We start from the raw sequence: 24,369 nt of genomic DNA, 5'->3' as shown, positions 1-24,369 counted from the left end.
ATTTCCACCTGGGGCTCCAGAGACGCCGAACTGGGGGAGCCATGAGCAAATCACCAGCCACCCGCGAATTTGCCAGACGTGAACGGCCGCTTTCGCCGCATTTGACCGTCTATCGGCCGCCGATCACGATGACGATGTCGATCATACATCGCATCACCGGCGGGGCGCTCTATTTCGGCACGCTGCTGGTCGCCCTGTGGCTGATGGCGGCGGCGAGCTCGCAATCCACGTTCGATGCCGTCAACTGGGCCTTCGGCTCGTGGCTGGGGCGGCTGGTGCTGTTCGGCTATACCTGGGCGCTGATACACCACATGCTGGGCGGCGTGCGCCATCTGATCTGGGATACCGGGGCAGCTCTTGAAAAGGGCACGGCCTCCAGGATCGCCTGGGCGACGCTGGCCGGCTCGATCGTGCTGACGCTGCTGATCTGGATCGCCGGCTATCTGGCGCGGGGAGCTTGATCGTGAGCCACCGCAACACCGACATGCGCACGCCGCTGGCGAAGGTCCGCGGCCTCGGCTCCGCCCGCGAGGGCACGGAGCATTTCTGGCGCCAGCGCCTGACGGCGATCGCCAACATCCCGCTGATCCTGTTCTTCGTCGGGTTCCTGATCGCGTTGAACGGCGCCGGCTATGGCGAAGTGCGCGCCGCACTTGCCAACCCGTTCGTGGCGCTGGTGCTGGCCCTGGTGCTGTTGTCCGGGCTCTATCATATGCGGCTCGGCATGCAGGCGATCATCGAGGACTATGTCCATGGCGAAGGCATGCGGCTGGCGCTGCTCGCGCTCAACACATTCTTTCCAGTAGTGGTCGGCGTCGCCTCGATCTTCGCCCTGCTCAAACTGGCATTTGGAGGCTGACATTTTGGCCAAGGACGCGAAAAACGCCAACACGGCGTCCGCCTATACCTATGTCGACCACAAATTCGATGTGGTGGTCGTCGGCGCCGGCGGCGCCGGTCTGCGCGCCACGCTCGGCATGGCCGAACAGGGCCTGCGCACCGCCTGCATCACCAAGGTGTTCCCGACGCGGTCGCATACGGTCGCGGCGCAGGGCGGCATCGCCGCTTCGCTGTCCAATATGGGGCCTGACTCCTGGCAGTGGCACATGTACGACACCGTTAAAGGCTCGGACTGGCTCGGCGATGTCGACGCCATGGAATATCTGGTGCGCGAAGCGCCCGCCGCCGTCTACGAACTCGAGCATTACGGCGTGCCGTTCTCGCGCACCGAAGAGGGCAAGATCTACCAGCGGCCGTTCGGCGGCCACATGATGAATTTCGGTGACGGCCCGCCGGTGCAGCGCACCTGCGCCGCAGCCGACCGCACCGGCCACGCCATCCTGCACACGCTCTACGGCCAGTCGCTGAAGAACAATGCGCAGTTCTTCATCGAATATTTCGCGCTCGACCTGATCATGGAACCGGACGGCACCTGCACCGGCGTCGTCGCCTGGAACCTCGACGACGGCACCATCCACCGCTTTTCGGCAAAGATGGTGGTGCTGGCGACAGGCGGCTATGGCCGCGCCTATTTCTCGGCGACCTCGGCGCACACCTGCACCGGCGACGGCGGCGGCATGGCCGCACGCGCCGGGCTGCCGCTACAGGACATGGAGTTCGTGCAATTTCATCCGACAGGCATCTATGGCGCCGGCTGCCTGATCACCGAAGGCGCGCGCGGCGAGGGCGGCTATCTCGTCAACTCCGAGGGCGAGCGCTTCATGGAGCGCTACGCGCCGTCGGCCAAGGACCTGGCGTCACGCGACGTGGTTTCGCGCTGCATGACGCTGGAGATCCGCGAGGGGCGCGGCGTCGGCAAGAACAAGGACCATATTTTTCTCCACCTCGACCACCTCGATCCGGCCGTTTTGCACGAGAGACTCCCGGGCATTTCGGAATCGGCAAAAATCTTTGCCGGCGTCGACCTGACCAAGGAACCGATCCCGGTGCTGCCGACGGTCCACTACAATATGGGCGGCGTGCCGACCAACTACTGGGGCGAGGTGCTCAACCCCACTGCCCTGAACCCGGACCAGGTATCGCCAGGGCTGATGGCGGTCGGCGAGGCGGGCTGCGCCTCCGTCCATGGCGCCAACCGGCTGGGCTCGAACTCGCTGATCGACCTGGTGGTGTTCGGCCGCGCGGCGGCGATCCGGGCCGGCCAGGTGATCGACCGCAACGCCGCGATCCCGTCGCCCAACGAAGCCTCGGTCGAGAAGGTCATGGACCGCTTCGACCGGCTGCGTCACGCCAACGGCTCGACGCCGACGGCGGTCTTGCGCGAAAAGATGCAGAAGGCGATGCAGGACGACGCGGCGGTGTTCCGCACGCAGGAATCGCTGGAAAGCGGCTGCAAGCGCATCTCGCAGATCTGGGGCGAGCTCAAGGACGTAAAAGTGTTCGACCGCTCGATGATCTGGAACTCCGACCTGGTCGAGACGCTGGAGCTGGAAAACCTGATGGCCAACGCCATCACCACGGTCTATGGCGCCGAGGCGCGCAAGGAGAGCCGCGGCGCGCATGCGCGGGAAGATTTCTCGGCCCGCGATGATTTGGTCTGGCGCAAGCATACGCTGGCTCGGCTCAGCGAAGACGGCAAGGTGACGCTGAGCTACCGGCCGGTGCACACCGAGCCGCTGCTGGCGGAAAAGGACGGCGGCATCAACCTGGCCAAGATCGCGCCCAAGGCCAGGGTGTACTAGCGATGGCGTTTGCGGTTGCAGGGTATTCCGGGACGCCCCTTCCGGCCAAGCTCGGCCCGAAGGACTGGATGGCCGCCTTAATCGTGAAGGTCGCCTCCGATAGCGGGATCTGGTCCGGGCTGAAGCTCGTTATCCGAAAGGATCTGAGGTAATGGTCGAACTGACGCTTCCCAAGAACTCGAAGATCAACGTCGGAAAAACCTGGCCGAAGCCGGAGAATGCTACCAATCTGCGCGAGTACCGCATCTACCGCTGGTCGCCGGACGATGACGAGAACCCGCGCATGGACACTTATTTCGTCGACATGGACGATTGCGGGCCGATGGTGCTCGATGCGCTGCTCTGGATCAAGAATAAGATCGACCCGACGCTGACGCTGCGCCGCTCCTGCCGCGAGGGTATTTGCGGCTCCTGCGCCATGAATATTGACGGCTCCAACACGCTCGCCTGCACCAAGGGCTGCGACGACATTTCCGGCGCGATCAGGGTCTATCCGCTGCCGCATATGCCGGTGGTCAAGGATCTGGTGCCTGATCTCACCAATTTCTACGCCCAGCACGCTTCGATCGAACCGTGGCTCAAGACTGTGTCGCCCGAGCCGGCTAAAGAATGGCTGCAGAGCCATGAGGACCGCGAAAAGCTCGACGGGCTTTACGAGTGCATCCTTTGCGCCTGCTGCTCGACCTCTTGCCCGAGCTACTGGTGGAATGGCGACCGCTATCTCGGTCCGGCGACGCTCTTGCAGGCCTATCGCTGGCTGATCGATTCCCGCGATGAAGCCACGGGCGAACGGCTCGACAATCTCGAAGACCCGTTCCGCCTCTATCGCTGCCACACCATCATGAACTGCGCCCAGACCTGCCCCAAGGGGCTCAACCCGGCCAAGGCGATCGCCGAGATCAAGAAGATGATGGTGGAGAGAAGGGTCTGACCTCAGTGGGGTTACCACCGGGATAATCTCGTCTGTAGCGCTGTCCCGCCGGCCGCAAAAGGATAGCCGACCTATGACTGATTCTGAGCCGCCCGTCCTTTCTGCCGTCGAAGCGCGCGTGCTCGGCTGCCTCATCGAAAAGAAGGAACTGACGCCCGATATCTACCCGCTGACGCTCAATGCGGCACTTGCCGCCGCCAACCAGAAGACGGCGCGCGAGCCGGTGATGTCTGTCGAGCTGGTCGAGGTCAGGCGGGCGCTGGGTCAACTCGAACAGAAAGGTCTGGTCAGGCAGGTCTTTGCCTCGCGCGTCGAGCGCTACGAACATGTCGTCGCGCAGCGCTTTTCGCTGACTTCGGCGCAGATCGCGCTCATCGGCCTGCTGTTGCTGCGTGGTCCTCAGACTGCCCATGAATTGCTGGCGCGAGCTGAGCGCATGGCGCGGCTACCCTCCATCGACGAGCTTCGCAGCAATCTCGACCTGATGATCGGCCGCAAGCCACCGCTCGTTCAGCAGATCGATCGTGGACCCGGCCAGCGCGAGGACCGCTATGTGCATCTGCTCAGCGGGCCAGTGCAGATGCAGGTGATGGCAGCAGCGTCCCACCAATCACCTTCGCCGGCCTCGGATCTCGAAGCGCGCGTGCAAGCTCTCGAGGAAGAGATCGCGACGCTGCGCGCCCGGATCGACGCGCTGGCCGGCGAAAGACAGTAGCGAGCGGTCGCTCAGCCGAGCTTGGCGTCGAGCGACACCTTGATGGCGCCGAGAGCCTTCGAAACCGGGCATTCCGCCTTGGCTTTCTCGGCCAATTCCTTGAACTTTTCAGCATCGATGCCCGGCACCTTGCCGACCAGCGTGATCGCGCTGCCGGTGATGCCCGTTCCCGGGACCAGCGTCACCACGGCCTTGGCATCGAGTTCGGTGGCGGGCGTGCCGTTCTCGGCCAGGAAATGCGAAAGCTGCATGGCATAGCAGCCGGCATGCGCCGCGGCGATCAGTTCCTCCGGATTGGTGCCGGACCTGCCGCTTTCATCCTCGAAGCGCGCCTTGAACGAGTAGGGCGTGCCCTTGAGCGTCCCGCTCTGTGTGTCGAGTGTGCCCTTGCCCTCTTTCAGATTGCCTTGCCAGACGGCGTTTGCGGTGCGGTCCATGAAATTCTCCTTGATTGTCCGGATTGCGCCGGCCCGGCGCCGGGGTTCTTCACGACTATAGCGCGGGCGCGCGCGAAGACCACCGCGCTGTTTGCGCAGTCGCGCAAAATTAGCGGCGGCGGGCTGAATTTTTCTTAGAAAAAATTGCGCGTGCAAAAATGTCGACTCCCATCGGCCTCGACCGTCCTGCGGGCGGTCACGGATTTCGCGGCCGGATGGAGGTTCACATGGATGGGGTGTTCTTCGCACTGTGGAAAAGCTCGGGCCGCAAGCCCGAACGACGGGAGAACTACGGGCTGCATCCGCGGCCTTCCGGTTTAGGCCGGCTTCTGGTGGCGGTCGCCATCATCGGGGTCGCGGCAAGCGTTCTCGATCACATGGCGGCACGCAAAGGCGCAACTGACACCGTGGAGGCGGCATCCTATGGTTCCTCACGACAAGGGAGATAGACATGAAATATGTTTGCTTGGTCTACGGCGAGGAAAAAGACCTTCACGCCATGATCCCGGACAGGTTGGCGAAGCTTGACGTCGACTCGCTGGCCTATGACAGGTCATTGGATCAGCAAGGCAAGCTGATCATCGCGCAGGCGCTGCAATCGGTGAAGACGTCGAAGTCGGTGCGGCGGCGCAAGGGCAAGCGTCTAGTCACAGACGGCCCCTTCGCCGAAACCAAGGACAACTGCTCGGCTTCGTCATGATCGAGGCCGGGGATATCGACGAGGCGCTGGAGATCGCCGGCGGCATTCCGCTGGCCGAAATCGGCACGATCGAGGTCAGGGCGGTCTACCAGGTGCCGGGGTCCTGAAGAATATTCTGTTTGCGTCCGGCAGAACCAATTTCTTCGGCGGGCGCAACTTTTGCGTGTTGAAGCGAAGCAGCACTTCTCCTATCGTCGCTGCGGTTGGGGATCTCAGGCATGCACATACTGATTGCTGCAATTGGGCTGTTGGGAGCTGCGGCATTCTGGTGGTACCGGATGAAGGCTATGAACGATGCCGCGCGCGAGGTCGCGGACGTCGTCGGGCGTGTGCAAGGGAACATTCGCCGCAAGAGGCTGCGCAACCAGGCAGCCCTGTCGCCGCTGACGGCGATCGACGATCCGGTGGTGGCCGCCGCGACGCTGATTATCGCCATCGTCTCCGAGAACGGGCCTGTCCTGCCGCAGCGCGAAGCTGCCATTCGATCGGTGATTTCGGAGATTGCTGACGAGAAGAAGACCGACGAGGCTGTGGTCTATGCCAAATGGGCGGCGTCACAGATCGATGATGCCACGATCGTCATCGACAAGCTGGCGCCGTTTCTGCGCGAGCGCCTGGATGTGACCGAGCGAAACGATTTTCTGCAGATGGTGAACCGCGCAGCCCAGGCTGGTGAGCCACCCCTTGAGATATCCGACCAGCGGATACTGCGGCTGCGCCAGAAGCTGGGCTTCGAGGTCAACTAAGTTCCCTGACACGGAAGGATCGCTTCGTCATCCTGGGGCGGAGCAAGGAGCGAAGCGACGCCGCGCAGACCCCGGGATCCATGCCGTGACCTTAAGGCGTCGCGACGGTGCAGAATTCTGCTCCGCTGTATTCTCCGGCTGAGGTCACGGCATGGATCCTTGGGTCGTCGCTCCGCTTCGCGTCACTCCGCCCAAGGATGACGAAGTGGGGCGTGGCCGCTGAGCCGCTCAGATCGCCTCGCCCTTGAGCAGTTTCGGTGTGTCACCGGACAGTCCGGACGCCTGGCGGATGAAGAAGTCCTTCAGCCGCGGCATGCGTTCGACTAGGCCGAGGCCGACGTCGCGAACAGCGCGCAACGGGCCGATGTCGTTGGAAAACAGCCGGTTCAGGACATCGGTGGTGATGCCCATCTGCAGCGTGTCGAAGCGCCGCCACTGCTGGTAGCGTTCGAGCACGTCGAGCGCGCCGATATCCTGGCCGAGCCGGTCGGCCTCGACCACCACTTCGGCCAATGCCGCCACATCCTTGAAGCCGAGATTGAGGCCCTGGCCGGCGATCGGATGGATGCCGTGGGCGGCGTCGCCGGCGAGCGCGATACGCGGCGCGACGAAGGCGCGGGCAAGCGTCAGGCCGAGCGGCCAGGCACGTGGCCTGTCGGCGGCGCGGATCTCTCCGAGTTTCAGCCCAAACCGCTGTTCCAGCTCATGCTCGAAGACGAGGTCGTCGCCGTCGACCAGTTTTTCGGCATCTTGAGAGCGCTCGACCCAGACGATCGACGAGCGGTTGGTCCCGTCCTTGTCCGGCTTGAGCGGCAGCGTGGCGAAGGGGCCGGCCGGCAGAAAATGCTCTTCGGCGCGGCCATTGTGCGGCCGTTCATGCGCGACGGTGCAGACGATACCGGACTGACCATACTCCCATTTCACCGTCTTGATGCCAGCCATGTCGCGCAGCTTCGAATTGACGCCGTCGGCGGCGACCAGCAGCCGCGCCTTCAGCGTAGCGCCGTCGGCCAGATGCACGGTGATGCCGGCGCCGTTCACGTCGAAGGCACCGACGGCGACGCCTTCGATGATGTCGATGCCAAGTTCTTCAGCGCGTCGGCGCAAGGCACCGTTCAAATCCCTGTTGGCAACCATATGCGCGAAGGCTTCGCCGGGTGCGACTTCGCCGTCGAAGGTGAGAAACACCGGGCGCACCGGATCGGACGTACGCGAATCGGTGACGACCATTTCGGTTATCGCCTGCGCCTCGGGCGCGATTTCGGCCCAGACGCCGAGCTGGTCGAGCATGCGGCAAGCGGCAGCGGCAATGGCCGAGGCGCGGCCGTCCTTTTGCCAGACGCCGGCGGGCGCGGCGTCGACGACAGCGACCGCCAGGCTTGGGCGCGCCTGTTTCAGCGATACGGCGGCGGCAAGGCCGACATAGCCGGCGCCGGCGACCAGAATGTCGAGTGCGGTTCGGTTTTTTGCATCCTCCTTGCGGTCCACCATGGCAAATTCCTTTCCGGCCAAATTCCCTTCCGGCCTTGACTGCCCGTCATTCCTGTCGGAAACCGCCATAACACTTCTGCGGCTAGGCGAAGTTCGAAATCAAAACGACAGGGCGCGAAAACATGACAGCGGCCATGGACGAGCTTCTCAGCATTCTCGACCTCGAGCAGCTGGAACACAACCTGTACCGTGGTCGCAGTCCCAAACTCGACTGGCAACGTATCTTCGGCGGCCAGACCATCGCCCAGGCGCTGGTCGCCGCCCAGCGAACGGTGGAGCCCGAACGCCATGTGCATTCGCTGCATGGCTATTTCATGCGGCCCGGCGACACCAAGGTGCCGATCATCTACCAGGTCGACCGCATCCGCGACGGCGGCTCCTTCACCACGCGCCGTGTCGTGGCGGTCCAGCACGGCCATGCGATCTTTTCGCTGGAAGCCTCGTTCCAGCAGGACGAAGTCGGGCTCGAACATCAGGTGCCGATGCCGCAGGACGTGCCGGCGCCCGACACATTGCTGTCGCAGCGCGAATTGATCGGCAAGTTCGGCGAGGCCGTGCCCGACGGCATCAGACGCTACTGGGAACGCGACCGGCCGATCGAGATGAAACCGGTGATGCTGGAGCACTACACCAGCCGGGAAAAGCTGGAGCCGAAGCAGAACATCTGGATCCGCACAACCGGCCCGGTTCCGGCCGATCGCGCCACGCAGGCGGCGGTGCTTGCCTATCTTTCCGATATGACGCTGCTCGACACCTCGACCTTTGCGCACGGCCGCGCCATTTTCGATAGCGATATCCAGGCGGCGAGCCTCGATCACGCCATGTGGTTCCACCGCAGCCATCCGCTCGACGACTGGATGCTCTACACGCAGGATAGCCCGTCGACGCAAGGGTCGCGGGGGTTCACCCGCGGGTCACTGTTTGCCCGCGACGGGACATTGATCGCCTCCGTTGCCCAGGAAGGGCTGATCCGGCTGAAGCGGCCGCCTGCCGAATAGGCATTTTTTAAAAATTGCCTATTTTTTGATCAGGTGCACTGCCGCGACTATGAACAGTCAGCCGACAAACCTTCCTCAGTTCCTTATTTAACAACAGGTTAACCCCCTGCTTCGGCAACTGGCACGGAGCTTGAATCCTAGCGGGGACTCTCCGGCTCTTTTGGGGATCGGCGAAGTCGTACAAACGCGGGGACCCGCAACAGCAAAGGGTGAAACCTTATGAAAATCGTGATGGCAATCATCAAGCCGTTCAAGCTCGACGAGGTGCGCGAAGCGCTCACCGCAGTCGGCATCCAGGGCCTGACCGTCACCGAAGTCAAAGGCTACGGGCGTCAGAAGGGGCATACGGAAATCTATCGCGGGGCGGAATACGCGGTCAGCTTCCTGCCGAAGATCAAGATCGAAGTCGCGGTCGGCCTGGACATGGTCGACAAGGCCGTCGAAGCCATCACTGCGGCGGCCAAGACCGGTCAGATCGGCGACGGCAAGATCTTCGTTTTCGGCATCGACCAGGCGGTGCGCATCCGCACCGGCGAAACAGACACCGACGCGCTTTGAGCTGCGGACACGTATTCCAATGGAGAGTTCAATGAATATTCCTTCTACTTTGAAGTCCGTGGCGCGCACCGCGCTGCTGGGCGCGTTCACGCTCGGAGCCTTGGGCACGATTGCCGCTTTCGCACAGGAAGCTGCGCCGGCCGCCGAAGCGGCAGCGCCAGCGGCGCCGGCCTTTACCGTCGACAAGGGCGATACGACGTGGATGATGATCTCCACCATACTGGTGCTGTTGATGACCATTCCCGGCCTTGCCCTTTTCTACGGCGGCCTGGTTCGTGCCAAGAATATGCTGTCGGTGCTGATGCAGGTCTTCACCATCACCAGCGTGGTCATGATCGTCTGGGTTTTCTACGGCTACAGCCTTGCCTTCACCCCCGGCAATGCGTTCATCGGCGGCCTTTCCAAGATGTTTCTCGCCGGCGTCGACGTGACGACTGTGTCAGAGACCTTCACCAAGGGCGTCGCCATCCCCGAACTGGTGTTCGTCATCTTCCAGATGAGTTTCGCCTGCATCACGCCTGCCCTGATCGTCGGCGCTTTCGCCGAACGCATCAAGTTCTCCGCCGTGATCCTTTTCACCATCCTCTGGGTCACATTCGTCTACTTCCCGATCGCGCATATGGTCTGGTTCTGGGGTGGCCCGAGCGCTTATAGCGATCCGTCAGGGCTCATCTTCAGCTTCGGTGCCATCGACTTCGCCGGCGGCACCGTCGTCCACATCAATGCGGGCATCGCGGGCCTCGTCGGCGCGCTGATGGTCGGCAAGCGCATCGGCTACAACAAGGACATCATGGCGCCGCACTCGATGACGCTGACAATGGTCGGCGCTTCGCTGCTGTGGGTCGGCTGGTTCGGCTTCAACGCTGGTTCGAACCTCGAAGCCAACGCCTATGCGGTGCTGGCGATGGTCAACACCTTCGTCGCCACAGCGGCGGCGGCCGTGACCTGGATCGTGCTTGAAACGCTGCTGCGCGGCAAAGCGTCCATGCTCGGCGCGGTTTCGGGCGCTGTTACCGGCCTTGTCGCCGTGACGCCAGCCGCCGGCTTTGCCGGACCGATGGGCGCCATCGTGCTCGGCATCGTCGCCACCTGCGTCTGCTACTTCTTCGTCTCGGTGGTGAAGAACAAGTTCGGCTACGACGACAGCCTCGATGTCTTTGGCATCCACTGCATCGGCGGCATCATCGGCGCGCTCGGCACCGGCATCCTGGTCAATCCCGCTCTCGGCGGCGCTGGCATCGTCGACTATTCGACAGCCGACTTCGCCGCCGGCTATGCCGGCACGGCCACCCAGTTGTGGTCGCAGTTCAAGGGTGTCCTGGTGACCGTCCTGTGGTCGGGTATCGGCAGCGCCATCCTCTACAAGATCGTCGATATGATCGTAGGCCTGCGTCCGACTGCCGATGCAGAGCGTGAGGGGCTCGACCTCACCTCGCATGGCGAAGCGGCCTATCACCCGTAAGCTTTGTCGGGGCGGCCAAGGCCGCCCCTGCATCCTCCCATCCCGTCGTGACCCCCGAGAAAAGGCTCACGCATTGAGGCCCGGAACGCTCCGGGCCTCTTTTTGTGTGGAAATGACTGTGCCGGATACCTGCCGCAAGATACTTCCTCCAACCGCTTATAGTTAATGCGGCCTTAACCTTCCCGCCGATAGTCTGGTGCCCGAATCCGCCGAGTTGCGCGCACGCGCCCGGCCGGGCAATGACAGACGGGGAAGAGCATGCGTTCAGGGGCTTCAGCACCGCTCGCGCTGGCCGATACGGGGCAGGGCATCCGGGCATTCGCGCGGCGGCAGGTCGGCCGGCTGGTCGGCGCCGGCCTGTTTGCGCTGGTCGCCTTCGGTGTCGCCAGCCTCGCCACCTGGAACGTCGCCGACCCAAGCTTCTCCCACGCCACCGGCAATATCGTCACCAACGCCATGGGCTATGTAGGCGCTGTCTTCTCCGACCTAGCCATGCAGTTCTTCGGCCTCGCGGCTGTCGCGGCCCTGGTGCCGGCGGTGGTCTGGGGATTCCTGCTGTTTTCGGCGCGCGGCGTCGACAGGCTGCCGAAGCGCGGGCTCGCCTGGTTCGGCTACGCGGTGCTTGCCGCGGCCATGGCCGGCTGCGTGGTACCGCCAAAGACCTGGCCGCTGCCGACCGGTCTCGGCGGCGTGTTCGGCGACATGGTGCTCAACATTCCCGGTTTCTTCGTCGGCGGCTATCCGACCGGTCTTATCGCCAGCGTGCTCGCCGTGCTTCTGGCGGCGCCGGCACTGTGGCTGTTTGCCTATGGCTCGGCGCTGATTGCACGCAAGAACGGTTTCGCCGTCCTCGAGCAACCGGCCGCACCTGATCCGAGGGATCAGGACGACCTGCTTTTCGACAATGACGAGGACGAGGGCGACGAGGGCATTCTGGCGCTTGGCGCAATCGCCCATTGGTGGCTGTCGCTGCGCGCCTATCTGCGCCGTCGCGCCGCTCGCCGCCGGGAGCGCGACGATTTCGAACCCGAAATGGAATCGCGCGCCAGCGCCTGGCGCCGCGCTGCCGAGAGGGTCGAATCGGCCGAGTTCGCCGAAGCGCGGATGAGCCCGGATGGCCGCGCCCGCGTCGAGCCGGAATTCTTCGCCGCGCTGGTCAACGACCGCAGTGCCTCGCTCGATCCCGAGGATGCCGATGTCTTCGACGATGACGATGACATGGATTTTGCGCCGGAGCCGGCAGGCCAGCGGCGCGCCGCGCCCAATGCGAAGGTGCAGAATTTCCGCTCCGATGCGGCCACACGCGTCGAGGCGCCGGCGCCCCGGCCTGTCCCGGGGGCTCGCGTCCAGCGCGAAGCGCAGACGTCGCTGATCGGCTCCGAAACATTCGAAATGCCGTCGCTGCATTTCCTGTCCGAGCCGAAGAACGTCGTGCGCGACGCCAGCCTGTCCAAGGACGCGCTGGAGCAGAATGCCCGCCTGCTCGAGGGCGTGCTGGAGGATTTCGGCGTCAAGGGCGAGATTATCCATGTCCGGCCCGGCCCGGTCGTCACGCTCTATGAGCTGGAGCCGGCGCCCGGCATCAAATCGTCGCGGGTCATCGGCCTGTCGGACGACATCGCCCGCTCGATGAGCGCGATCGCCTGCCGCGTCGCGGTGGTGCCCGGCCGCAACGCCATCGGCATCGAGCTGCCGAACGCCAAGCGCGAGACCGTCTATCTCAGGGAGATCATGGCCAGCCGCGATTTCGAGACCACCAAGGCCAAGCTGGCGCTGGCGCTAGGCAAGACCATCAATGGCGAGGCGGTCATCGTCGACATCGCCAAGATGCCGCACGTCCTGGTCGCCGGCACCACCGGCTCGGGCAAGTCAGTCGCCATCAACACCATGATCCTGTCGCTGCTCTACCGGCTGACGCCGCAGGACTGCCGGCTGATCATGATCGACCCGAAAATGCTGGAACTCTCGGTCTATGATGGCATCCCGCATCTGTTGACGCCCGTCGTCACCGACCCGAAGAAGGCAGTGGTGGCGCTGAAATGGACGGTGCGCGAAATGGAAGATCGCTACCGCAAGATGTCGAAGGTCGGCGTCCGCAACATCGACGGGTTCAACGCGCGCGTCAGCCAAGCGGAGAAGAAAGGCGAGAAGATCTCGCGCACTGTGCAGACTGGTTTCGACCGCCAGACCGGCGAAGCGATCTACGAGACGGAAAACCTCGATCTCGAACCGATGCCCTACATCGTCGTCATCATCGACGAGATGGCCGACCTGATGATGGTCGCCGGCAAGGATATCGAAGGCGCGGTGCAGCGCCTGGCGCAGATGGCGCGCGCCGCCGGCATCCACGTCATCATGGCGACGCAGCGGCCGTCGGTCGACGTCATCACCGGCACGATCAAGGCCAACTTCCCGACCCGTATTTCCTTCCAGGTGACGTCGAAGATCGACAGCCGCACCATCCTGGGCGAGCAGGGCGCCGAGCAACTGCTCGGCATGGGCGATATGCTCTACATGGCCGGCGGCGGCCGTATCCAGCGCGTGCACGGTCCCTTCGTTTCCGATGACGAGGTCGAGAAGATCGTCGCGCATCTGAAGCTGCAGGGCGTGCCGGAATATCTCGACGCCATCACCGAAGATGAAGGCGAGGACGATGACGAGCCGTCGGGCAAGGGCGGCTCCGGCGCTGGCGGCGGCAATTTCGAGGATTCCGACGATCCCTACGACCAGGCTGTTGCGGTGGTGCTGCGCGATGGCAAGGCCTCGACCAGCTACATCCAGCGACGGCTCGGCATCGGCTACAACCGCGCCGCCTCGATCATCGAGAAGATGGAGAAGGAAGGCATTGTCGGCCCGGCCAACCACGCCGGAAAACGCGAGATTCTGGTGCCGACGGAGGACGACAAGTTCTGACCTAAGCGGCAACAACCGCTGGGATTTGTCCGGGCTGCAACGCTGACGACGGCAACTTTGAACCTTTTGGCGCGTTGCAACGACCAAGCGCCGTCCGGCCCGCCAAACTTAAGCCCAACTGGGGGGCCAAACACTGCGACAACAGATAAACCAGACGAGAGTAACCGGCATGAAAAACTCTTCTTTCGCCACGATCAGCGATTTTGCCCCGACCCGCCGCCAGTTGCTTGGCCTCGGCCTGGTCCTGGCAGGTGCTGCAGCCATCAATGTCGTGCCCGGAGTCCAGTTGCTGGCGTCGGCGCAAGCGGCGGTGCCACCAACCGCGCAGAAGATCGCCGACCATTTTTCCTCGGTCAAATCGATGACCGGCGAGTTCGTGCAGTTCGGACCCAAGGGTGAGCAGACTGGCGGCAAGTTCTTTCTGGAACGGCCGGGCAAGATCCGCTTCAACTATGACGGGACGTCGAATTTCAGGGTGATTTCCGACGGCAGGTCGGTGGTCATCCTCAACAAGCGGCTGAAAACGTCCGATCTCTACCCGTTGTCGAAGACGCCGCTCAAGCTGCTACTCGACGACAAGATCGACCTCTCCGGCGGCCGTGTCAAAAGCGTCAAGGAAGAGAACGACCTCACCACCATCCAGCTCGCCGACAAATCGGTGTTCGGCAGTTCGAAGATCACCATGATGTTCGATCCGAAATCCTATGAATTGCGCCAGTGGACGATCACCGACGCGCAGGGCAAGGACACGACGGTGATGATCTTCAACGTCAAGGAAGGCGTGAACTTCGATCCCGACACTTTTGCCATCGACTATACGGCCAACCGGGAACTCAACACCAAGTCGCGGTAGGGTTCACTGTTATTCAGGTGATGCCGGCCTGCGAATGGCCGAGGCGCCGAGGCTGCAGCCAGCTTCTTTCTCCCGTTCACGGGAAGAAATGCCCGGCAGAGCAATGAGGGCGGCGCGAGGGTCAACGATTGCGCCCGGCTTGTCTTTGCGGCGTATGGCTGGCAGTAGTTTCCGGAACTGCCTCACCAAAAAGGCACCAGCCCGTCGGAGCTATCCCGGTTCCTGCGGTCCCGTGCTGTCCCGGACCTCTCGCGTGCCCTTTTCCGTCGCCACCTGGAACATCAATTCCGTTCGCCTGCGCATGCCGATCGTCGAACGCCTGCTTGTCGAACAGGCACCGGACGTGCTCTGCCTGCAGGAAACCAAAGTTCCCGACGAATTGTTTCCCGAGAAGGCCTTCCGCAATCTCGGCTACGAGCACATCGCCTTCCATGGCCAGAAGGGCTATCACGGCGTGGCGACGGTGGCGCGCCGGCCGATCGAGATCGTCGAAAAGCGCCGTTTCTGCGAGATCGAAGACAGCCGGCATCTGTCGGTCACCGTGCGGGCCGGTGGCAAGGCGATCCTGCTGCACAATTTCTACGTGCCGGCCGGCGGCGATGAGCCCGCCCCGGAGATCAACCGCAAGTTTAGGCACAAGCTGGATTTCGTCGCCGAAATGAACGCCATCCGCGCCGAGCACGACGACGTGTCCGGCTCGATCCTGGTCGGCGACCTCAACATCGCGCCATTGGAGCACGATGTCTGGTCGCACAAACAGCTCTTGAAGGTGGTTAGCCATACGCCGATCGAGACCGAAAGTTTCGAGGCGATGCGGCTCGCCGGCAGCTGGGTCGACCTGATGCGGCTCAACGTGCCTTATGAGCAGAAGCTCTACACCTGGTGGAGCTATCGCGCTCAGGATTGGGAGGCGTCGGATCGCGGCCGGCGGCTCGACCATGTCTGGTCGTCGCCGAACCTGGTGCCGAGCTTTGCCGGCTACGAGATCCTGCGGCTGGCGCGCGGCTGGGAACGGCCGTCGGACCATGTGCCGGTGATCGCCCGGTTCGATTTAGAGTAGTGCGGACTGCCGCCTATAGCGCGTCCCCCTCTGTCCCACCGGCGTTTTAGAAGTTTCCGTACCACCTTTGCCCGCTCAGCTCTCGAAACGCGACGCCAACGCCTCGATGCTACGGATCATTGCCTGAAAATCCTCGGAGATACGCTGGTGCAGATGGACCGCGATGTCGGGGTACTCCTCCAGGATGCGGCGGAACATCTTGCGGCTGAGCCGCAGCACTTCCGAATCGATCTCGGCGGATGCGCTGGTCAGCCGGTTGGTATCGGCGATCAGCGCCAGTTCGCTCAACATGGTACCGGGGCTGGCCGTGCCTATCGGGACGCGCTGGCCATTGTGCTCGCGATACAGCACGATACGTCCGCTGACCACGATATAGGCGCAATCGGCCTCGTCGTCCTCGCGGTAAAGCTTGTGGTCGGCCTGCAGCTTGGTGGTTTCTGCGCCAAAGGCGAGCAGACGCAACTGTTCCTCCGTGAAGTCCTCGAAGAGCCTCACGGCGGACAGGATGCGGATGTCGTCATCCAACGCCATCTAGCTATGTCCCCGAACGATCAGTCCAGTCCCTCTCCCTTAGAGCGCCGCGCATCCTCTTGGACGCGCAAAGGACGCTCTGACACTTGAATCTGCGCATCGTGCTTTCCAAAAATCGATTCCGATTTTTGGGCCGATGTGTCAGCGCGTTCGATCCAGAACCGCCTCCAGCCTCAGGACCGTACCCGAAAAGCGCCCCTCTCCCGACCGCTCAATAGATGATGAAATGTTTAAGGAACCAGCTTGTAGCCGCCGCTTTCTGTCACAAGAATTTCTGCATTGGAAGGATCACGCTCGATCTTCTGGCGCAGCCGATAGACATGGGTTTCCAGCGTGTGCGTGGTGACGCCGGAATTGTAGCCCCAGACTTCCTCGAGCAGCACGTCGCGCGTCACCACCTTCTGGTCGGCGCGATAGAGATATTTGATGATCGAGGCTTCCTTCTCGGTCAGCCGCACCTTGGCGCCGCGTTGGTCGATCAGAAGCTTCTGGCTGGGCTTGAAAGTGTAGGGGCCGACCGAGAAGGTGGCGTCTTCGCTCTGCTCATGCTGGCGAAGCTGCGCACGGATACGGGCCAAAAGAACCGCGAAGCGGAACGGCTTGGTCACATAGTCGTTGGCGCCGGCCTCGAGACCGAGAATCGTGTCGGAATCGGTGTCGTGTCCAGTCAGCATGATGATGGGCGACTTATAGCCGCCCTTGCGCAATATCTTCACCGCCTCCCGGCCATCCATATCGGGCAGGCCGACATCCATGATGAGCAGATCGATGAGTCCGCCGCGGGCCGTGGCGACGCCTTTGGCGGCGTTCGATTCCTGCAGGACGTCGAATTCCTCGTAAAGGGATAATTGCTCAACGAGCGTGCCGCGCAGGTCGTCATCGTCATCGACGATCAGAATGGTGCGTGAAGTCATGGATCAATCCGTTGTTTTGAAAAGAAAATTCAGTTGACCGCTGCCTGTTTATGCGGAAGCTGACCGGCGCAACAGCCGATCACAATGATTTGTTCCGTGACACGATCATACAAGAAAAAACGCGTGTGCAATGAGGCGAGCGCATTTTTGCCAAAAGGGCTTCGTGTTCTCACCGTGCGCGCCAGGCCAGGCCACCCCAGCCAGGGGCTTCTGCAGGTTGGAAAACTGGTGTTTTCATGTGCGCTGGGACGCGGCGGCATATCTGCCGGCAAGCGCGAAGGCGACGGCGCCACGCCGCTTGGTTCGATGCGGATCCTGTTGGGATATTTCCGTAACGATCATTTTTCCGAGGGCCGCAAAACCCGGCTGGCGATGGCGCCGATCGGTCCCGATCTCGGCTGGTGCGAGGTGCCTGATGACCGCAACTACAACCGCCCGGTCAAGATTCCCTACGGCGCCAGCCACGAGCGGATGCGGCGCGACGACCGGCTGTATGACGCCTGCCTGGTGCTCGACTGGAACATTGCGCCGCGTCGCCGCGGGCGCGGCAGCGCCATCTTCTTTCATCTGGCGCGTCCCGGCTTCACGCCGACGCAAGGCTGCGTCGCGGTGACGGCGCGCACCATGGCGCGATTGCTGCCGCTGCTGTCGGACCGTACGGTGGTGAAGGTAGTGAGGTAGGGAAAGGCAGTAGGCAGTAGGGAAAAGCAGTATTCTCTCTTTCCCACTGCCTATTCCCTACGGCCTACTGCCTTTCTAGTGCCTCGGCTTCTGCCAGCCGATGTCGAGCAGGCCGAGCCGGCCTAGTTCCTGGTCCATGGCGCGGGCGACATTCTTCCGCTCCGCGCCGATGTCGCGCAGTTGGCGGTCCGAGAGGTCCTCGACATTTTCACGCGGGAGGCTGGGCTCATGCGGGAGGTTGATCGCGATTCTCGCGTGGTGGAACCACTCAATTGCCGCGCGCAGCCAGATTGGTCTGGCAGCCGGAGACTTCAAAGCAATGTGTGACATGACGTGATCCGTTCCATCCGGACATCAAATCCGGTTTGATAGTTTCTCGATGGTCACATCATGCCGGATTGAAATCTAACAGGGAAACGAGTAGTTTTTTCCAGATCATCAAGTTAAATTTGTGGATCAAGGGCAATGATCCTGCCAAAAATCATTCCACTGTGATGGCGCGCCTGCTGCCTGGAACCCGTGCGCTGAGGACGCTGGAGGCGGCGGCCCGGCACCTCAATTTCACCCGCGCCGCCGACGAGCTCGGCTTGACGCCGGCGGCGGTCAGCCACCAGATCAAGGAAATCGAGGATCAGCTAGGCCTCGTGCTGTTCACGCGTACGAGCCGCACCATAAGGCTGACCGAGGCGGGTACGGTGCTGTTCGAGGCCTCGGCCGACGCGCTCGACCTGCTTGGCCGGGCGGTTTCGCGAGCGCACAAGATGACGCGCGGCACGGCTTTGCTGAAGATTACGCTCGACGCGCAGTTCGCGACAAAATGGCTGATGCGGCGCATCGACGATTTTCGCAAGCATCAGCCTGAGATCGACCTGCGCTTCGACATCTCCTATGAAGTGCGCGACTTCGATCTTGACGACGTCGATGTCGGTATCCGCTTCGGCACCGGGAAATATCAGGGGCTTTGCAGCCATCGCCTGTTCGACAACATGATCATTCCCGTGTGCAGTCCGGCGCTGCTCAGGGCGGGACCGCCGCTGAAGGAGCCGCGCGATCTCTTCCATCACACGCTCGCGCATATCGCGTGGTCGCGCCAGGGTGTGACCTGGCCGAACTGGCGCATGTGGATGGCGGCCGCGGGTGTCGACGATTTCGATGATAGCCGGACCATTGTCTTCGGCAGCTCATCGGATGCGGTGCAGGCCGCGCTCGACGGCAATGCAGTGGCGCTCGCCGAATTCGCCATGGTGGCGAACGATCTTTCCGAAGGCCGCCTGGTGCGGCCATTCGCGCTGGGCATCAAGGTTGCGCCCGACTTCGCCTATCACCTGGTCTATCCGCGGGGCTCTGCTGATGACGCCAGGATCGTAGCGTTCAGGGATTGGCTCCTAAACGAAGTCCACAAGCCGCAGCCAGATCCGACACGCCAAAGTTGGGACGAGCTTTAGAGCCTGTTCCATCCCGATAGAATCGGGATGGGGCTCTAACTTATTGTTTGACCGTGATCTTTTCCGAAAACCGGTATCCACTTTTCGGGATGATGGTCTAGTGTCGCCCCATTTTCTGAGCGGCAACGCTCAACCAGCGACTTCCGGCACGCCGAACCAGCCGATCACCGCGCCGATGAGCAGCAGCACGCCCAACCAGTGGCCGGCGTCGATGAGGGTCAAATCCCAGCCGAAGCCTTCGTAGCGATGGTTGACGGAGAGCGTCGTGGCAACGAAACCAAGCCACAGCACGAAGCCGAAGATCAGCCCGGCGACAAGGCTCGGCTCGCCGCCGGTCATCGCGCCGATGACCAGGGACATGACGAACGCCATGACAATTTCCGCGGCGAAGCTGATAACGAAGGGCAGCGGCGATTTACTCATGGTCGCCGGATCAAGCTTGGCGGCTTTGAGCCAGGGCTTGCTCAAGCCCATGTACCAGGCGGCACCGAACAACCACGCCACCACGGCGGCGACGATAACCGCCAGCCAGTTTACTGCTGAAAAATCCATGATTTCCCCCTCCCGGAAGCATGCCCCCCAAAAGCCTGCCCTCGGGCCTGACCCGAGGTGTCCGGCGGTTTTGGGACGACGACATTCTCAAATCGATGCGCGATGGAACGCCTGTTCGGCGCTGGCGTCAAGCAAGGCGCCAGACGGTGGTGCGCTTGACCTCGGCGTCCTCCAATGCCCGCGTCACTGCCACCTCGTAGACGGCGAGCGGCTCCAACCCCGTCTTCGGCAAATAGGCGCGGCCGGGATCGCCAAGGAGGATGTCGGCGCCGCGCGCTTTCAGCATCGCGAACCACGGGACCAGACGGTCGGCGAACGGCTTGTCGTAAAAGACGTCGCCGGCCAGAACCACATCCCAGCCGCCATCGGTCCCGATACAGTCCGTGCCGAGGAATTTTATCCCGACGCCGTTGGCCTCGGCATTGAGGCGGATCGCGGTCGCGCAGAACGGGTCGATGTCGGCGGCGATCGCCTCCGCCGCACCGGCCTGCATGCCAGCGATGGCGACAAGGCCGGAGCCGGAAGCGAAATCGAGCACGCGCTTGCCGCGCACTATATCGGGATTGTCGATGATGTAGCGGGCAAGGCCCTGGCCGCCAGCCCAGGCGAAGGCCCAGAAGGGCGGTGGCAGGCCGATTTCGGTCAGCTCATCCTCAGTGCGCTGCCACAGATCATGCGCTTCGTCGGCCAGATGCAGCAGGATCTCCGGCACATGCGGCGGCGCCATCAGCGCCGTGTTGTCGAGGATGAAGTTTTTCGCACTGTTTGGCGTCAGTGCCGTCACGGAGCCGGCGTCAGGTCGCCCATGCGGCAGACCTCTTTCCATTCGGCCGGCGTCACCGGCTGCACGGAAAGCCGTCCGAGCCGGACCAGTGCCATCTCGGCAAGCTTGGGATTGGCCTTGACCTGTTCCAGCGTCACCGGCTTCGGCATATCCTTGACGGCACGGATATCAACGCATTCCCAACGCGGATCGTCGGTAGTGCTGTCCTGATGGGCCAGCCCGCAGACCTCGGCGATGCCGACCACGTCGAGCCCGTCGTTGGAATGGTAGAAGAAGCCGAGATCGCCGATCTGCATCGCTTTCATGTTGTTGCGCGCCGCATAGTTGCGCACGCCGTCCCATTGCGTGCCGGCCTTGCCCTTCGCCTTCAACGCCTCGAAGGAGAAGACCGAAGGCTCGGATTTGAAAAGCCAGTAGTTCATTTTTTCCTCCGCGCGTTTAGCTGGCCGCCGGCTTGTTGAAGGTCCAGTTCCATTGCCGGATTTCGACGCTCTCGAACAGCCCGGCTTTGGCGTAGGGGTCTGCCGCCGACAGGGCTTGTGCCGCGGCCAGATCGGGCGCCTCGACGACGACGAGGCTGCCGTTCGGCTTGCCGTCGGTATCGAGGAACGGACCGGCGAAGGCCAGCTTGTTCTCGCCGTTCAATCCTTCCAAAAAGGCAATATGCTCGGGCCGCGTATCGAGCCGCACCTGTAGGTTTCCAGGCTTGTCCTTGCAAATCCACGCAAACAGCATTTTTCGAGCTCCGAATCGTTCGAGATTATATGTCGGTTTCGGTCTTCAGCGGTCGTGTCATCAGCGCCGACACAGCCTGATGGATGGTGATCGTGCCGTCCAGTATGGCTGATACAGCGGTGATGATCGGCGTGTCGATGCCGCGCTCGATGGCGATACGGGCGGCGATCGCCGCCGTCGGCACGCCTTCGGCCAGCGGCAGGCCGGCAAGCGGCTTGCTTTGGCCCAAGGCCATCCCGTAGGCGAAGTTGCGCGACTGCGTGGACGAGCAGGTGAGCAAGAGGTCGCCGAGACCGGAAAGCCCCATCAGCGTTTCCGGTTTGGCGCCGAAGGCAGCGCCAATGCGGCGCAATTCGACGAAGCCGCGCGTCACCATGGCGGCCTGGGCGCTGGCGCCGAGCCCGGCGCCGGTGACGGCACCTGCGGCAATGGCAAAGACGTTCTTCAGCGCCCCGCCGATCTCGACGCCGATCAGGTCGTCGCTCGAATAGCAGCGCAAATTCTCGGCCGAAAAGCGGGCGGCAAGGTCGGCGGCCAGATCCGCGTCGTGCGCGGCGACGACTACGGCGGTTGGCAGGCCCCTGGCGACATCGGTGGCGAAGCTCGGACCGGACAGGGCGGCGACCGGATTGTTGGGCAGGATCTCCCTGGCGATTGCCGACAGCAATGCGCCAGTGTCGCGCTCGATGCCCTTGGCGCAGAGGACCAGCGGGACGTCTTTCGGCATATGGGTGTTCGCGGTCGCCAGCATAGCGCGCAGCGACTGCGCCGGCGCCACCGCCAGCACGCAGTCGGCGCCGTCGAGCGCGGCCTCGATGTCGCTCGTCGCCACGATGCCGGCCTGGAGCGCGATACCAGGCAGATAGCGCGAATTCTCGCCACGGTCGATCGCGGCGACGGTCTCCGGGTCGCGCGCATAGAGGCGGACGAAATGACCGGCTCGCAACATGGCCAGCGCCAGTGCCGTGCCCCAGGCACCCCCGCCGAGCACGGCAATGCGCCAGCCGCTTGGCGCCTTGTGCCCGCCGTTAGTCATGCCTTCGCCCCACGCCGGCCCGAGCCGACCATCGGGGCAGAGATGCTGTCCAGCGGCCAGCGCGAGCGCGGCACGAAATCGGCAGCGTTCTCACCTGATGTGCCGGCCCGCAGCCGCTCGATGCCGGCCCAGGCGATCATCGCCGCATTGTCGGTGCAAAGTTTGAGCGGCGGCGCGACGAAAGCAAAGCCGGCTTTCTCGCACAAGGCTTCCAGTGTCGTCTTGATCGTCCGGTTGGCAGCGACGCCGCCGGCAACAACCAGCGCAGGATTTTGCTTATCGGGAAAAGTTTCGCGAAAACGCGCCAGCGCTCTCGAAACGCGATCTTCCAGCGCATCCGCAACCGCCGCCTGGAACGAGGCGCAGATGTCGGCGACGTCCTGGTCACTCAACGGGGCGATGGCCGTTGCTGCCTGGCGCACGGCGGTCTTCAGCCCCGAAAAGGAAAAGTCGGGCTGCGCCGAGCCCTTCATCGGCCGCGGGAAGGGGAAGCGTGCGGCGTCGCCTGATGCCGCGGCTTTCTCGACATTCGGCCCGCCGGGATAGGGCAGTCCGAGCATTTTGGCGGTTTTGTCGAAAGCTTCGCCGAGCGCATCGTCGATGGTCGTCGCCCAGCGCTGGTAGTCGCCAACGCCACGCACGGCGACGATCTGCGTGTGGCCACCGGACACCAGCAGTAACAGGTAGGGAAAGTCGAGCCCGTCGGTCAGCCGCGCGGTCAGCGCATGGCCTTCGAGGTGATTGATGGCGATCAGCGGCTTGTTTGCTGCTGCGGCGATCGCCTTGGCGGTCATAAGCCCGACGATCAGCCCGCCGACGAGGCCGGGCCCGGCTGTCGCGGCAATCGCATCGATGTCGGCGAGATCGACGCCCGAATCGGCCAGCGCTGCTTCGATGATGCCGTCCAGCGCCTCGACATGGGCGCGTGCGGCGATTTCCGGCACGACACCGCCGAAGGCGGCATGCTCCTCGATCTGGCTGAGCACGATATCGGACAGGATTTTGGGCGCGCCGCCATCCAGCGTCACCACGCTGGCGGCGGTCTCGTCGCAACTCGTCTCAATGCCCAGAACGCGGATCAATTCGTTGCCATCCCTGGAGATTGTGCAACCAGCCTTTCCCCGTTAGGAGAAAGCCCGGAAACGGCCTCGATCTGCCGGGGGTTATCACGGACAGCGCGCCATGCAAACAACCTTGAAAATCGGAACACGCGGCAGCCCGCTGGCGTTGGCCCAAGCGCACGAAACGCAGGCGCGGCTGATGGCCGCGCACAGCTTGCCGGTCGAGGCCTTCGAGGTGGTCGTCATCTCGACCAGCGGCGACCGGATCCAGGACCGGCCGCTGTCGGAAGCCGGCGGCAAGGGGCTGTTCACCAAGGAAATCGAGGAAGCGCTGCTGGCGCGCCGTATCGACATCGCCGTGCATTCGTCGAAGGACATGCCGACGGTCTTGCCCGACGGGCTGGAACTGTCCGCCTTTCTGCCGCGCGAGGATGCCCGCGACGCCTTTATTGGCAAAGCGGCGAAGACAATCGCCGGACTGCCGCAGGGCGCGAAGGTCGGCTCGTCGTCGCTGCGGCGCCAGGCATTGATCCGGCGCATGCGGCCGGACCTTGACGTGGTGATGTTCCGCGGCAATGTGCAGACGCGGCTGCGCAAGCTTGACGAGGGCGTCGCCGACGGCACCATCCTCGCCTTTGCCGGGCTGAAGCGGCTCGGGCTCGAAGATGTCATCACCGATCTGATGCCGCTCGACACCTTTCCTCCGGCGCCGGGGCAAGGCGCGATCTGCATCGAAAGCCGCATCGGCGACCTCGATGTGGAAAAGATGCTGACGGCAATCCATGATGTGCCGACCGGACAGGCGCTGGCCTGCGAACGCGCCTTCCTTGCGGCGCTCGACGGGTCCTGCCGCACGCCGATCGCCGGCCATGCGACGATATCGGGCGGAACGGTTTCCTTCGCCGGGCTGATCATCTCTCCGGACGGCACGCAATCCCACGAGGTCAAGGCGCAAGGCCCGGCGCAGGAGGCTGCCCGCATCGGCGACGAAGCCGCCAGGACCGTACGGGCCAAGGCCGGCGAAAAATTCTTCGACGGCTGGGCCTGATGACGGATGGGCCTGA

The 24,369-nt window shown here is 63.2% G+C and carries 27 protein-coding genes and 1 pseudogene; 17 read left to right on the top strand and 11 right to left on the bottom strand.

Going from position 1 to position 24,369, the window contains the following annotated elements:
• The first annotated feature begins 41 nt into the window (after positions 1-41).
• The 5 genes from sdhC to AC0L26_RS11810 all read left to right on the top strand — a co-directional run bounded on the left by sdhC (position 42) and on the right by AC0L26_RS11810 (position 4,348).
• Complete coding sequence (gene sdhC / locus AC0L26_RS11830; RefSeq protein ID WP_473632665.1) at positions 42-461, top strand: succinate dehydrogenase, cytochrome b556 subunit; 420 nt, start codon at positions 42-44, stop codon at positions 459-461.
• Positions 462-484: 23 nt separating this feature from the next.
• On the top strand, positions 485-859 hold the full coding sequence (sdhD, locus tag AC0L26_RS11825) for a succinate dehydrogenase, hydrophobic membrane anchor protein (RefSeq protein WP_435528714.1): 375 nt from the start codon (positions 485-487) through the stop codon (positions 857-859).
• 4 nt (positions 860-863) lie between these two features.
• Entirely contained in the window at positions 864-2,702 is a 1,839-nt protein-coding gene (gene sdhA / locus AC0L26_RS11820) for a succinate dehydrogenase flavoprotein subunit (protein WP_473632664.1), read from the top strand.
• A gap of 151 nt (positions 2,703-2,853) precedes the next feature.
• The gene (locus AC0L26_RS11815) at positions 2,854-3,633 is read left to right on the top strand and encodes a succinate dehydrogenase iron-sulfur subunit (protein WP_473632663.1); all 780 of its coding nucleotides are present in this window, start codon (positions 2,854-2,856) and stop codon (positions 3,631-3,633) included.
• A gap of 73 nt (positions 3,634-3,706) precedes the next feature.
• Positions 3,707-4,348, top strand: a complete 642-nt coding sequence (locus AC0L26_RS11810) for a YceH family protein (protein WP_473632662.1) — start codon at positions 3,707-3,709, stop codon at positions 4,346-4,348.
• An 11-nt stretch (positions 4,349-4,359) separates the two neighbouring features.
• Here AC0L26_RS11810 and AC0L26_RS11805 read toward each other — a convergent pair whose 3' ends face one another.
• The gene (locus AC0L26_RS11805) at positions 4,360-4,785 is read right to left on the bottom strand and encodes an OsmC family protein (protein WP_473632661.1); all 426 of its coding nucleotides are present in this window, start codon (positions 4,783-4,785) and stop codon (positions 4,360-4,362) included.
• 158 nt (positions 4,786-4,943) lie between these two features.
• Between AC0L26_RS11805 and AC0L26_RS11800 the strand changes: the two genes are divergently transcribed.
• The 3 genes and pseudogenes from AC0L26_RS11800 to AC0L26_RS11790 all read left to right on the top strand — a co-directional run bounded on the left by AC0L26_RS11800 (position 4,944) and on the right by AC0L26_RS11790 (position 6,231).
• Positions 4,944-5,234, top strand: coding sequence for a hypothetical protein (locus AC0L26_RS11800; RefSeq protein ID WP_473632660.1), 291 nt, complete (start codon positions 4,944-4,946; stop codon positions 5,232-5,234).
• Positions 5,235-5,236: 2 nt separating this feature from the next.
• Positions 5,237-5,592, top strand: a pseudogene (locus AC0L26_RS11795) (YciI family protein).
• A 111-nt stretch (positions 5,593-5,703) separates the two neighbouring features.
• Positions 5,704-6,231, top strand: a complete 528-nt coding sequence (locus AC0L26_RS11790) for a hypothetical protein (RefSeq protein ID WP_473632659.1) — start codon at positions 5,704-5,706, stop codon at positions 6,229-6,231.
• Between the two features lie 228 nt (positions 6,232-6,459).
• On the opposite strand, the gene AC0L26_RS11785 is transcribed toward AC0L26_RS11790, so the two are convergent.
• Complete coding sequence (locus AC0L26_RS11785; RefSeq protein WP_473632658.1) at positions 6,460-7,722, bottom strand: ubiquinone biosynthesis hydroxylase; 1,263 nt, start codon at positions 7,720-7,722, stop codon at positions 6,460-6,462.
• Positions 7,723-7,844: 122 nt separating this feature from the next.
• Here AC0L26_RS11785 and tesB point away from each other — a divergent pair, with 122 nt between their 5' ends.
• From tesB to AC0L26_RS11755, 6 genes are all read left to right on the top strand, one after another.
• Positions 7,845-8,720, top strand: coding sequence for an acyl-CoA thioesterase II (tesB, locus tag AC0L26_RS11780; protein ID WP_352928702.1), 876 nt, complete (start codon positions 7,845-7,847; stop codon positions 8,718-8,720).
• A 219-nt stretch (positions 8,721-8,939) separates the two neighbouring features.
• Positions 8,940-9,278, top strand: a complete 339-nt coding sequence (locus AC0L26_RS11775; protein ID WP_023800571.1) for a P-II family nitrogen regulator — start codon at positions 8,940-8,942, stop codon at positions 9,276-9,278.
• A 31-nt stretch (positions 9,279-9,309) separates the two neighbouring features.
• Positions 9,310-10,740 (top strand): ammonium transporter, encoded by a 1,431-nt coding sequence (locus AC0L26_RS11770; protein WP_352928699.1) that lies wholly within the window; start codon positions 9,310-9,312, stop codon positions 10,738-10,740.
• A gap of 258 nt (positions 10,741-10,998) precedes the next feature.
• Positions 10,999-13,653 (top strand): FtsK/SpoIIIE family DNA translocase, encoded by a 2,655-nt coding sequence (locus AC0L26_RS11765; protein ID WP_473632657.1) that lies wholly within the window; start codon positions 10,999-11,001, stop codon positions 13,651-13,653.
• A 169-nt stretch (positions 13,654-13,822) separates the two neighbouring features.
• Positions 13,823-14,506 carry an outer-membrane lipoprotein carrier protein LolA gene (locus tag AC0L26_RS11760; protein WP_473632656.1) on the top strand — a complete coding sequence of 228 codons (684 nt, stop codon included), beginning with the start codon at positions 13,823-13,825 and terminating at the stop codon, positions 14,504-14,506.
• Between the two features lie 253 nt (positions 14,507-14,759).
• Positions 14,760-15,566: an exodeoxyribonuclease III gene (locus AC0L26_RS11755; protein WP_473632655.1), complete on the top strand. Its 807-nt coding sequence runs from the start codon at positions 14,760-14,762 to the stop codon at positions 15,564-15,566.
• Between the two features lie 75 nt (positions 15,567-15,641).
• Here AC0L26_RS11755 and AC0L26_RS11750 read toward each other — a convergent pair whose 3' ends face one another.
• On the bottom strand, positions 15,642-16,097 hold the full coding sequence (locus tag AC0L26_RS11750) for a cyclic nucleotide-binding domain-containing protein (protein WP_473632654.1): 456 nt from the start codon (positions 16,095-16,097) through the stop codon (positions 15,642-15,644).
• 230 nt (positions 16,098-16,327) lie between these two features.
• Positions 16,328-17,011, bottom strand: coding sequence for a response regulator transcription factor (locus AC0L26_RS11745; RefSeq protein WP_352928689.1), 684 nt, complete (start codon positions 17,009-17,011; stop codon positions 16,328-16,330).
• Between the two features lie 84 nt (positions 17,012-17,095).
• Here AC0L26_RS11745 and AC0L26_RS11740 point away from each other — a divergent pair, with 84 nt between their 5' ends.
• A complete protein-coding gene (locus AC0L26_RS11740; protein ID WP_473632653.1) occupies positions 17,096-17,692 on the top strand; it encodes a L,D-transpeptidase family protein in 597 nt (198 codons plus the stop codon).
• Positions 17,693-17,767: 75 nt separating this feature from the next.
• On the opposite strand, the gene AC0L26_RS11735 is transcribed toward AC0L26_RS11740, so the two are convergent.
• Positions 17,768-18,022 carry a hypothetical protein gene (locus AC0L26_RS11735; protein ID WP_473632652.1) on the bottom strand — a complete coding sequence of 85 codons (255 nt, stop codon included), beginning with the start codon at positions 18,020-18,022 and terminating at the stop codon, positions 17,768-17,770.
• Between the two features lie 164 nt (positions 18,023-18,186).
• On the opposite strand from AC0L26_RS11735, the gene gcvA reads away from it, so the two are divergent.
• Positions 18,187-19,137, top strand: a complete 951-nt coding sequence (gene gcvA, locus AC0L26_RS11730) for a transcriptional regulator GcvA (RefSeq protein WP_473632651.1) — start codon at positions 18,187-18,189, stop codon at positions 19,135-19,137.
• A gap of 129 nt (positions 19,138-19,266) precedes the next feature.
• On the opposite strand, the gene AC0L26_RS11725 is transcribed toward gcvA, so the two are convergent.
• From AC0L26_RS11725 to tsaD, 6 genes are all read right to left on the bottom strand, one after another.
• Positions 19,267-19,689 (bottom strand): DUF1761 domain-containing protein, encoded by a 423-nt coding sequence (locus AC0L26_RS11725; protein WP_473632650.1) that lies wholly within the window; start codon positions 19,687-19,689, stop codon positions 19,267-19,269.
• 127 nt (positions 19,690-19,816) lie between these two features.
• Positions 19,817-20,515, bottom strand: a complete 699-nt coding sequence (locus AC0L26_RS11720; RefSeq protein WP_473632649.1) for a class I SAM-dependent methyltransferase — start codon at positions 20,513-20,515, stop codon at positions 19,817-19,819.
• Positions 20,470-20,895: an EVE domain-containing protein gene (locus AC0L26_RS11715; RefSeq protein ID WP_095484931.1), complete on the bottom strand. Its 426-nt coding sequence runs from the start codon at positions 20,893-20,895 to the stop codon at positions 20,470-20,472. The genes AC0L26_RS11720 and AC0L26_RS11715 overlap by 46 nt, the downstream gene beginning before the upstream one ends.
• 16 nt (positions 20,896-20,911) lie before the next feature.
• Positions 20,912-21,208, bottom strand: coding sequence for a YciI-like protein (locus tag AC0L26_RS11710; RefSeq protein ID WP_473632648.1), 297 nt, complete (start codon positions 21,206-21,208; stop codon positions 20,912-20,914).
• Between the two features lie 25 nt (positions 21,209-21,233).
• Entirely contained in the window at positions 21,234-22,244 is a 1,011-nt protein-coding gene (locus AC0L26_RS11705; protein WP_473632647.1) for an NAD(P)H-dependent glycerol-3-phosphate dehydrogenase, read from the bottom strand.
• Complete coding sequence (gene tsaD, locus AC0L26_RS11700; RefSeq protein WP_473632721.1) at positions 22,241-23,323, bottom strand: tRNA (adenosine(37)-N6)-threonylcarbamoyltransferase complex transferase subunit TsaD; 1,083 nt, start codon at positions 23,321-23,323, stop codon at positions 22,241-22,243. Before tsaD ends, AC0L26_RS11705 begins: the two co-directional genes overlap by 4 nt.
• A 103-nt stretch (positions 23,324-23,426) precedes the next feature.
• Between tsaD and hemC the strand changes: the two genes are divergently transcribed.
• Complete coding sequence (gene hemC / locus AC0L26_RS11695; RefSeq protein WP_473632646.1) at positions 23,427-24,353, top strand: hydroxymethylbilane synthase; 927 nt, start codon at positions 23,427-23,429, stop codon at positions 24,351-24,353.
• Positions 24,354-24,369 lie beyond the last annotated feature (16 nt).

It is taken from the genome of Mesorhizobium sp. WSM4823 (assembly GCF_055811195.1).
This window is presented reverse-complemented; position numbering and strand designations above follow the sequence as displayed.

Excerpts from the sequence above, each read along its gene's own strand:
- sdhC (WP_473632665.1), top strand. The coding sequence starts at position 42 with ATGAGCAAATCACCAGCCACCCGCGAATTTGCCAGACGTGAACGGCCG.
- sdhD (WP_435528714.1), top strand. The coding sequence starts at position 485 with ATGCGCACGCCGCTGGCGAAGGTCCGCGGCCTCGGCTCCGCCCGCGAG.
- AC0L26_RS11815 (WP_473632663.1), top strand. The coding sequence starts at position 2,854 with ATGGTCGAACTGACGCTTCCCAAGAACTCGAAGATCAACGTCGGAAAA.
- AC0L26_RS11810 (WP_473632662.1), top strand. The coding sequence starts at position 3,707 with ATGACTGATTCTGAGCCGCCCGTCCTTTCTGCCGTCGAAGCGCGCGTG.
- AC0L26_RS11805 (WP_473632661.1), bottom strand. The coding sequence starts at position 4,785 with ATGGACCGCACCGCAAACGCCGTCTGGCAAGGCAATCTGAAAGAGGGC.
- AC0L26_RS11800 (WP_473632660.1), top strand. The coding sequence starts at position 4,944 with ATGTCGACTCCCATCGGCCTCGACCGTCCTGCGGGCGGTCACGGATTT.
- AC0L26_RS11790 (WP_473632659.1), top strand. The coding sequence starts at position 5,704 with ATGCACATACTGATTGCTGCAATTGGGCTGTTGGGAGCTGCGGCATTC.
- AC0L26_RS11785 (WP_473632658.1), bottom strand. The coding sequence starts at position 7,722 with ATGGTGGACCGCAAGGAGGATGCAAAAAACCGAACCGCACTCGACATT.
- tesB (WP_352928702.1), top strand. The coding sequence starts at position 7,845 with ATGACAGCGGCCATGGACGAGCTTCTCAGCATTCTCGACCTCGAGCAG.
- AC0L26_RS11775 (WP_023800571.1), top strand. The coding sequence starts at position 8,940 with ATGAAAATCGTGATGGCAATCATCAAGCCGTTCAAGCTCGACGAGGTG.
- AC0L26_RS11770 (WP_352928699.1), top strand. The coding sequence starts at position 9,310 with ATGAATATTCCTTCTACTTTGAAGTCCGTGGCGCGCACCGCGCTGCTG.
- AC0L26_RS11765 (WP_473632657.1), top strand. The coding sequence starts at position 10,999 with ATGCGTTCAGGGGCTTCAGCACCGCTCGCGCTGGCCGATACGGGGCAG.
- AC0L26_RS11760 (WP_473632656.1), top strand. The coding sequence starts at position 13,823 with ATGAAAAACTCTTCTTTCGCCACGATCAGCGATTTTGCCCCGACCCGC.
- AC0L26_RS11750 (WP_473632654.1), bottom strand. The coding sequence starts at position 16,097 with ATGGCGTTGGATGACGACATCCGCATCCTGTCCGCCGTGAGGCTCTTC.
- AC0L26_RS11745 (WP_352928689.1), bottom strand. The coding sequence starts at position 17,011 with ATGACTTCACGCACCATTCTGATCGTCGATGACGATGACGACCTGCGC.
- AC0L26_RS11740 (WP_473632653.1), top strand. The coding sequence starts at position 17,096 with ATGATTTGTTCCGTGACACGATCATACAAGAAAAAACGCGTGTGCAAT.
- AC0L26_RS11735 (WP_473632652.1), bottom strand. The coding sequence starts at position 18,022 with ATGTCACACATTGCTTTGAAGTCTCCGGCTGCCAGACCAATCTGGCTG.
- gcvA (WP_473632651.1), top strand. The coding sequence starts at position 18,187 with ATGGCGCGCCTGCTGCCTGGAACCCGTGCGCTGAGGACGCTGGAGGCG.
- AC0L26_RS11725 (WP_473632650.1), bottom strand. The coding sequence starts at position 19,689 with ATGGATTTTTCAGCAGTAAACTGGCTGGCGGTTATCGTCGCCGCCGTG.
- AC0L26_RS11720 (WP_473632649.1), bottom strand. The coding sequence starts at position 20,515 with ATGGAAAGAGGTCTGCCGCATGGGCGACCTGACGCCGGCTCCGTGACG.
- AC0L26_RS11715 (WP_095484931.1), bottom strand. The coding sequence starts at position 20,895 with ATGAACTACTGGCTTTTCAAATCCGAGCCTTCGGTCTTCTCCTTCGAG.
- AC0L26_RS11710 (WP_473632648.1), bottom strand. The coding sequence starts at position 21,208 with ATGCTGTTTGCGTGGATTTGCAAGGACAAGCCTGGAAACCTACAGGTG.
- AC0L26_RS11705 (WP_473632647.1), bottom strand. The coding sequence starts at position 22,244 with ATGACTAACGGCGGGCACAAGGCGCCAAGCGGCTGGCGCATTGCCGTG.
- hemC (WP_473632646.1), top strand. The coding sequence starts at position 23,427 with ATGCAAACAACCTTGAAAATCGGAACACGCGGCAGCCCGCTGGCGTTG.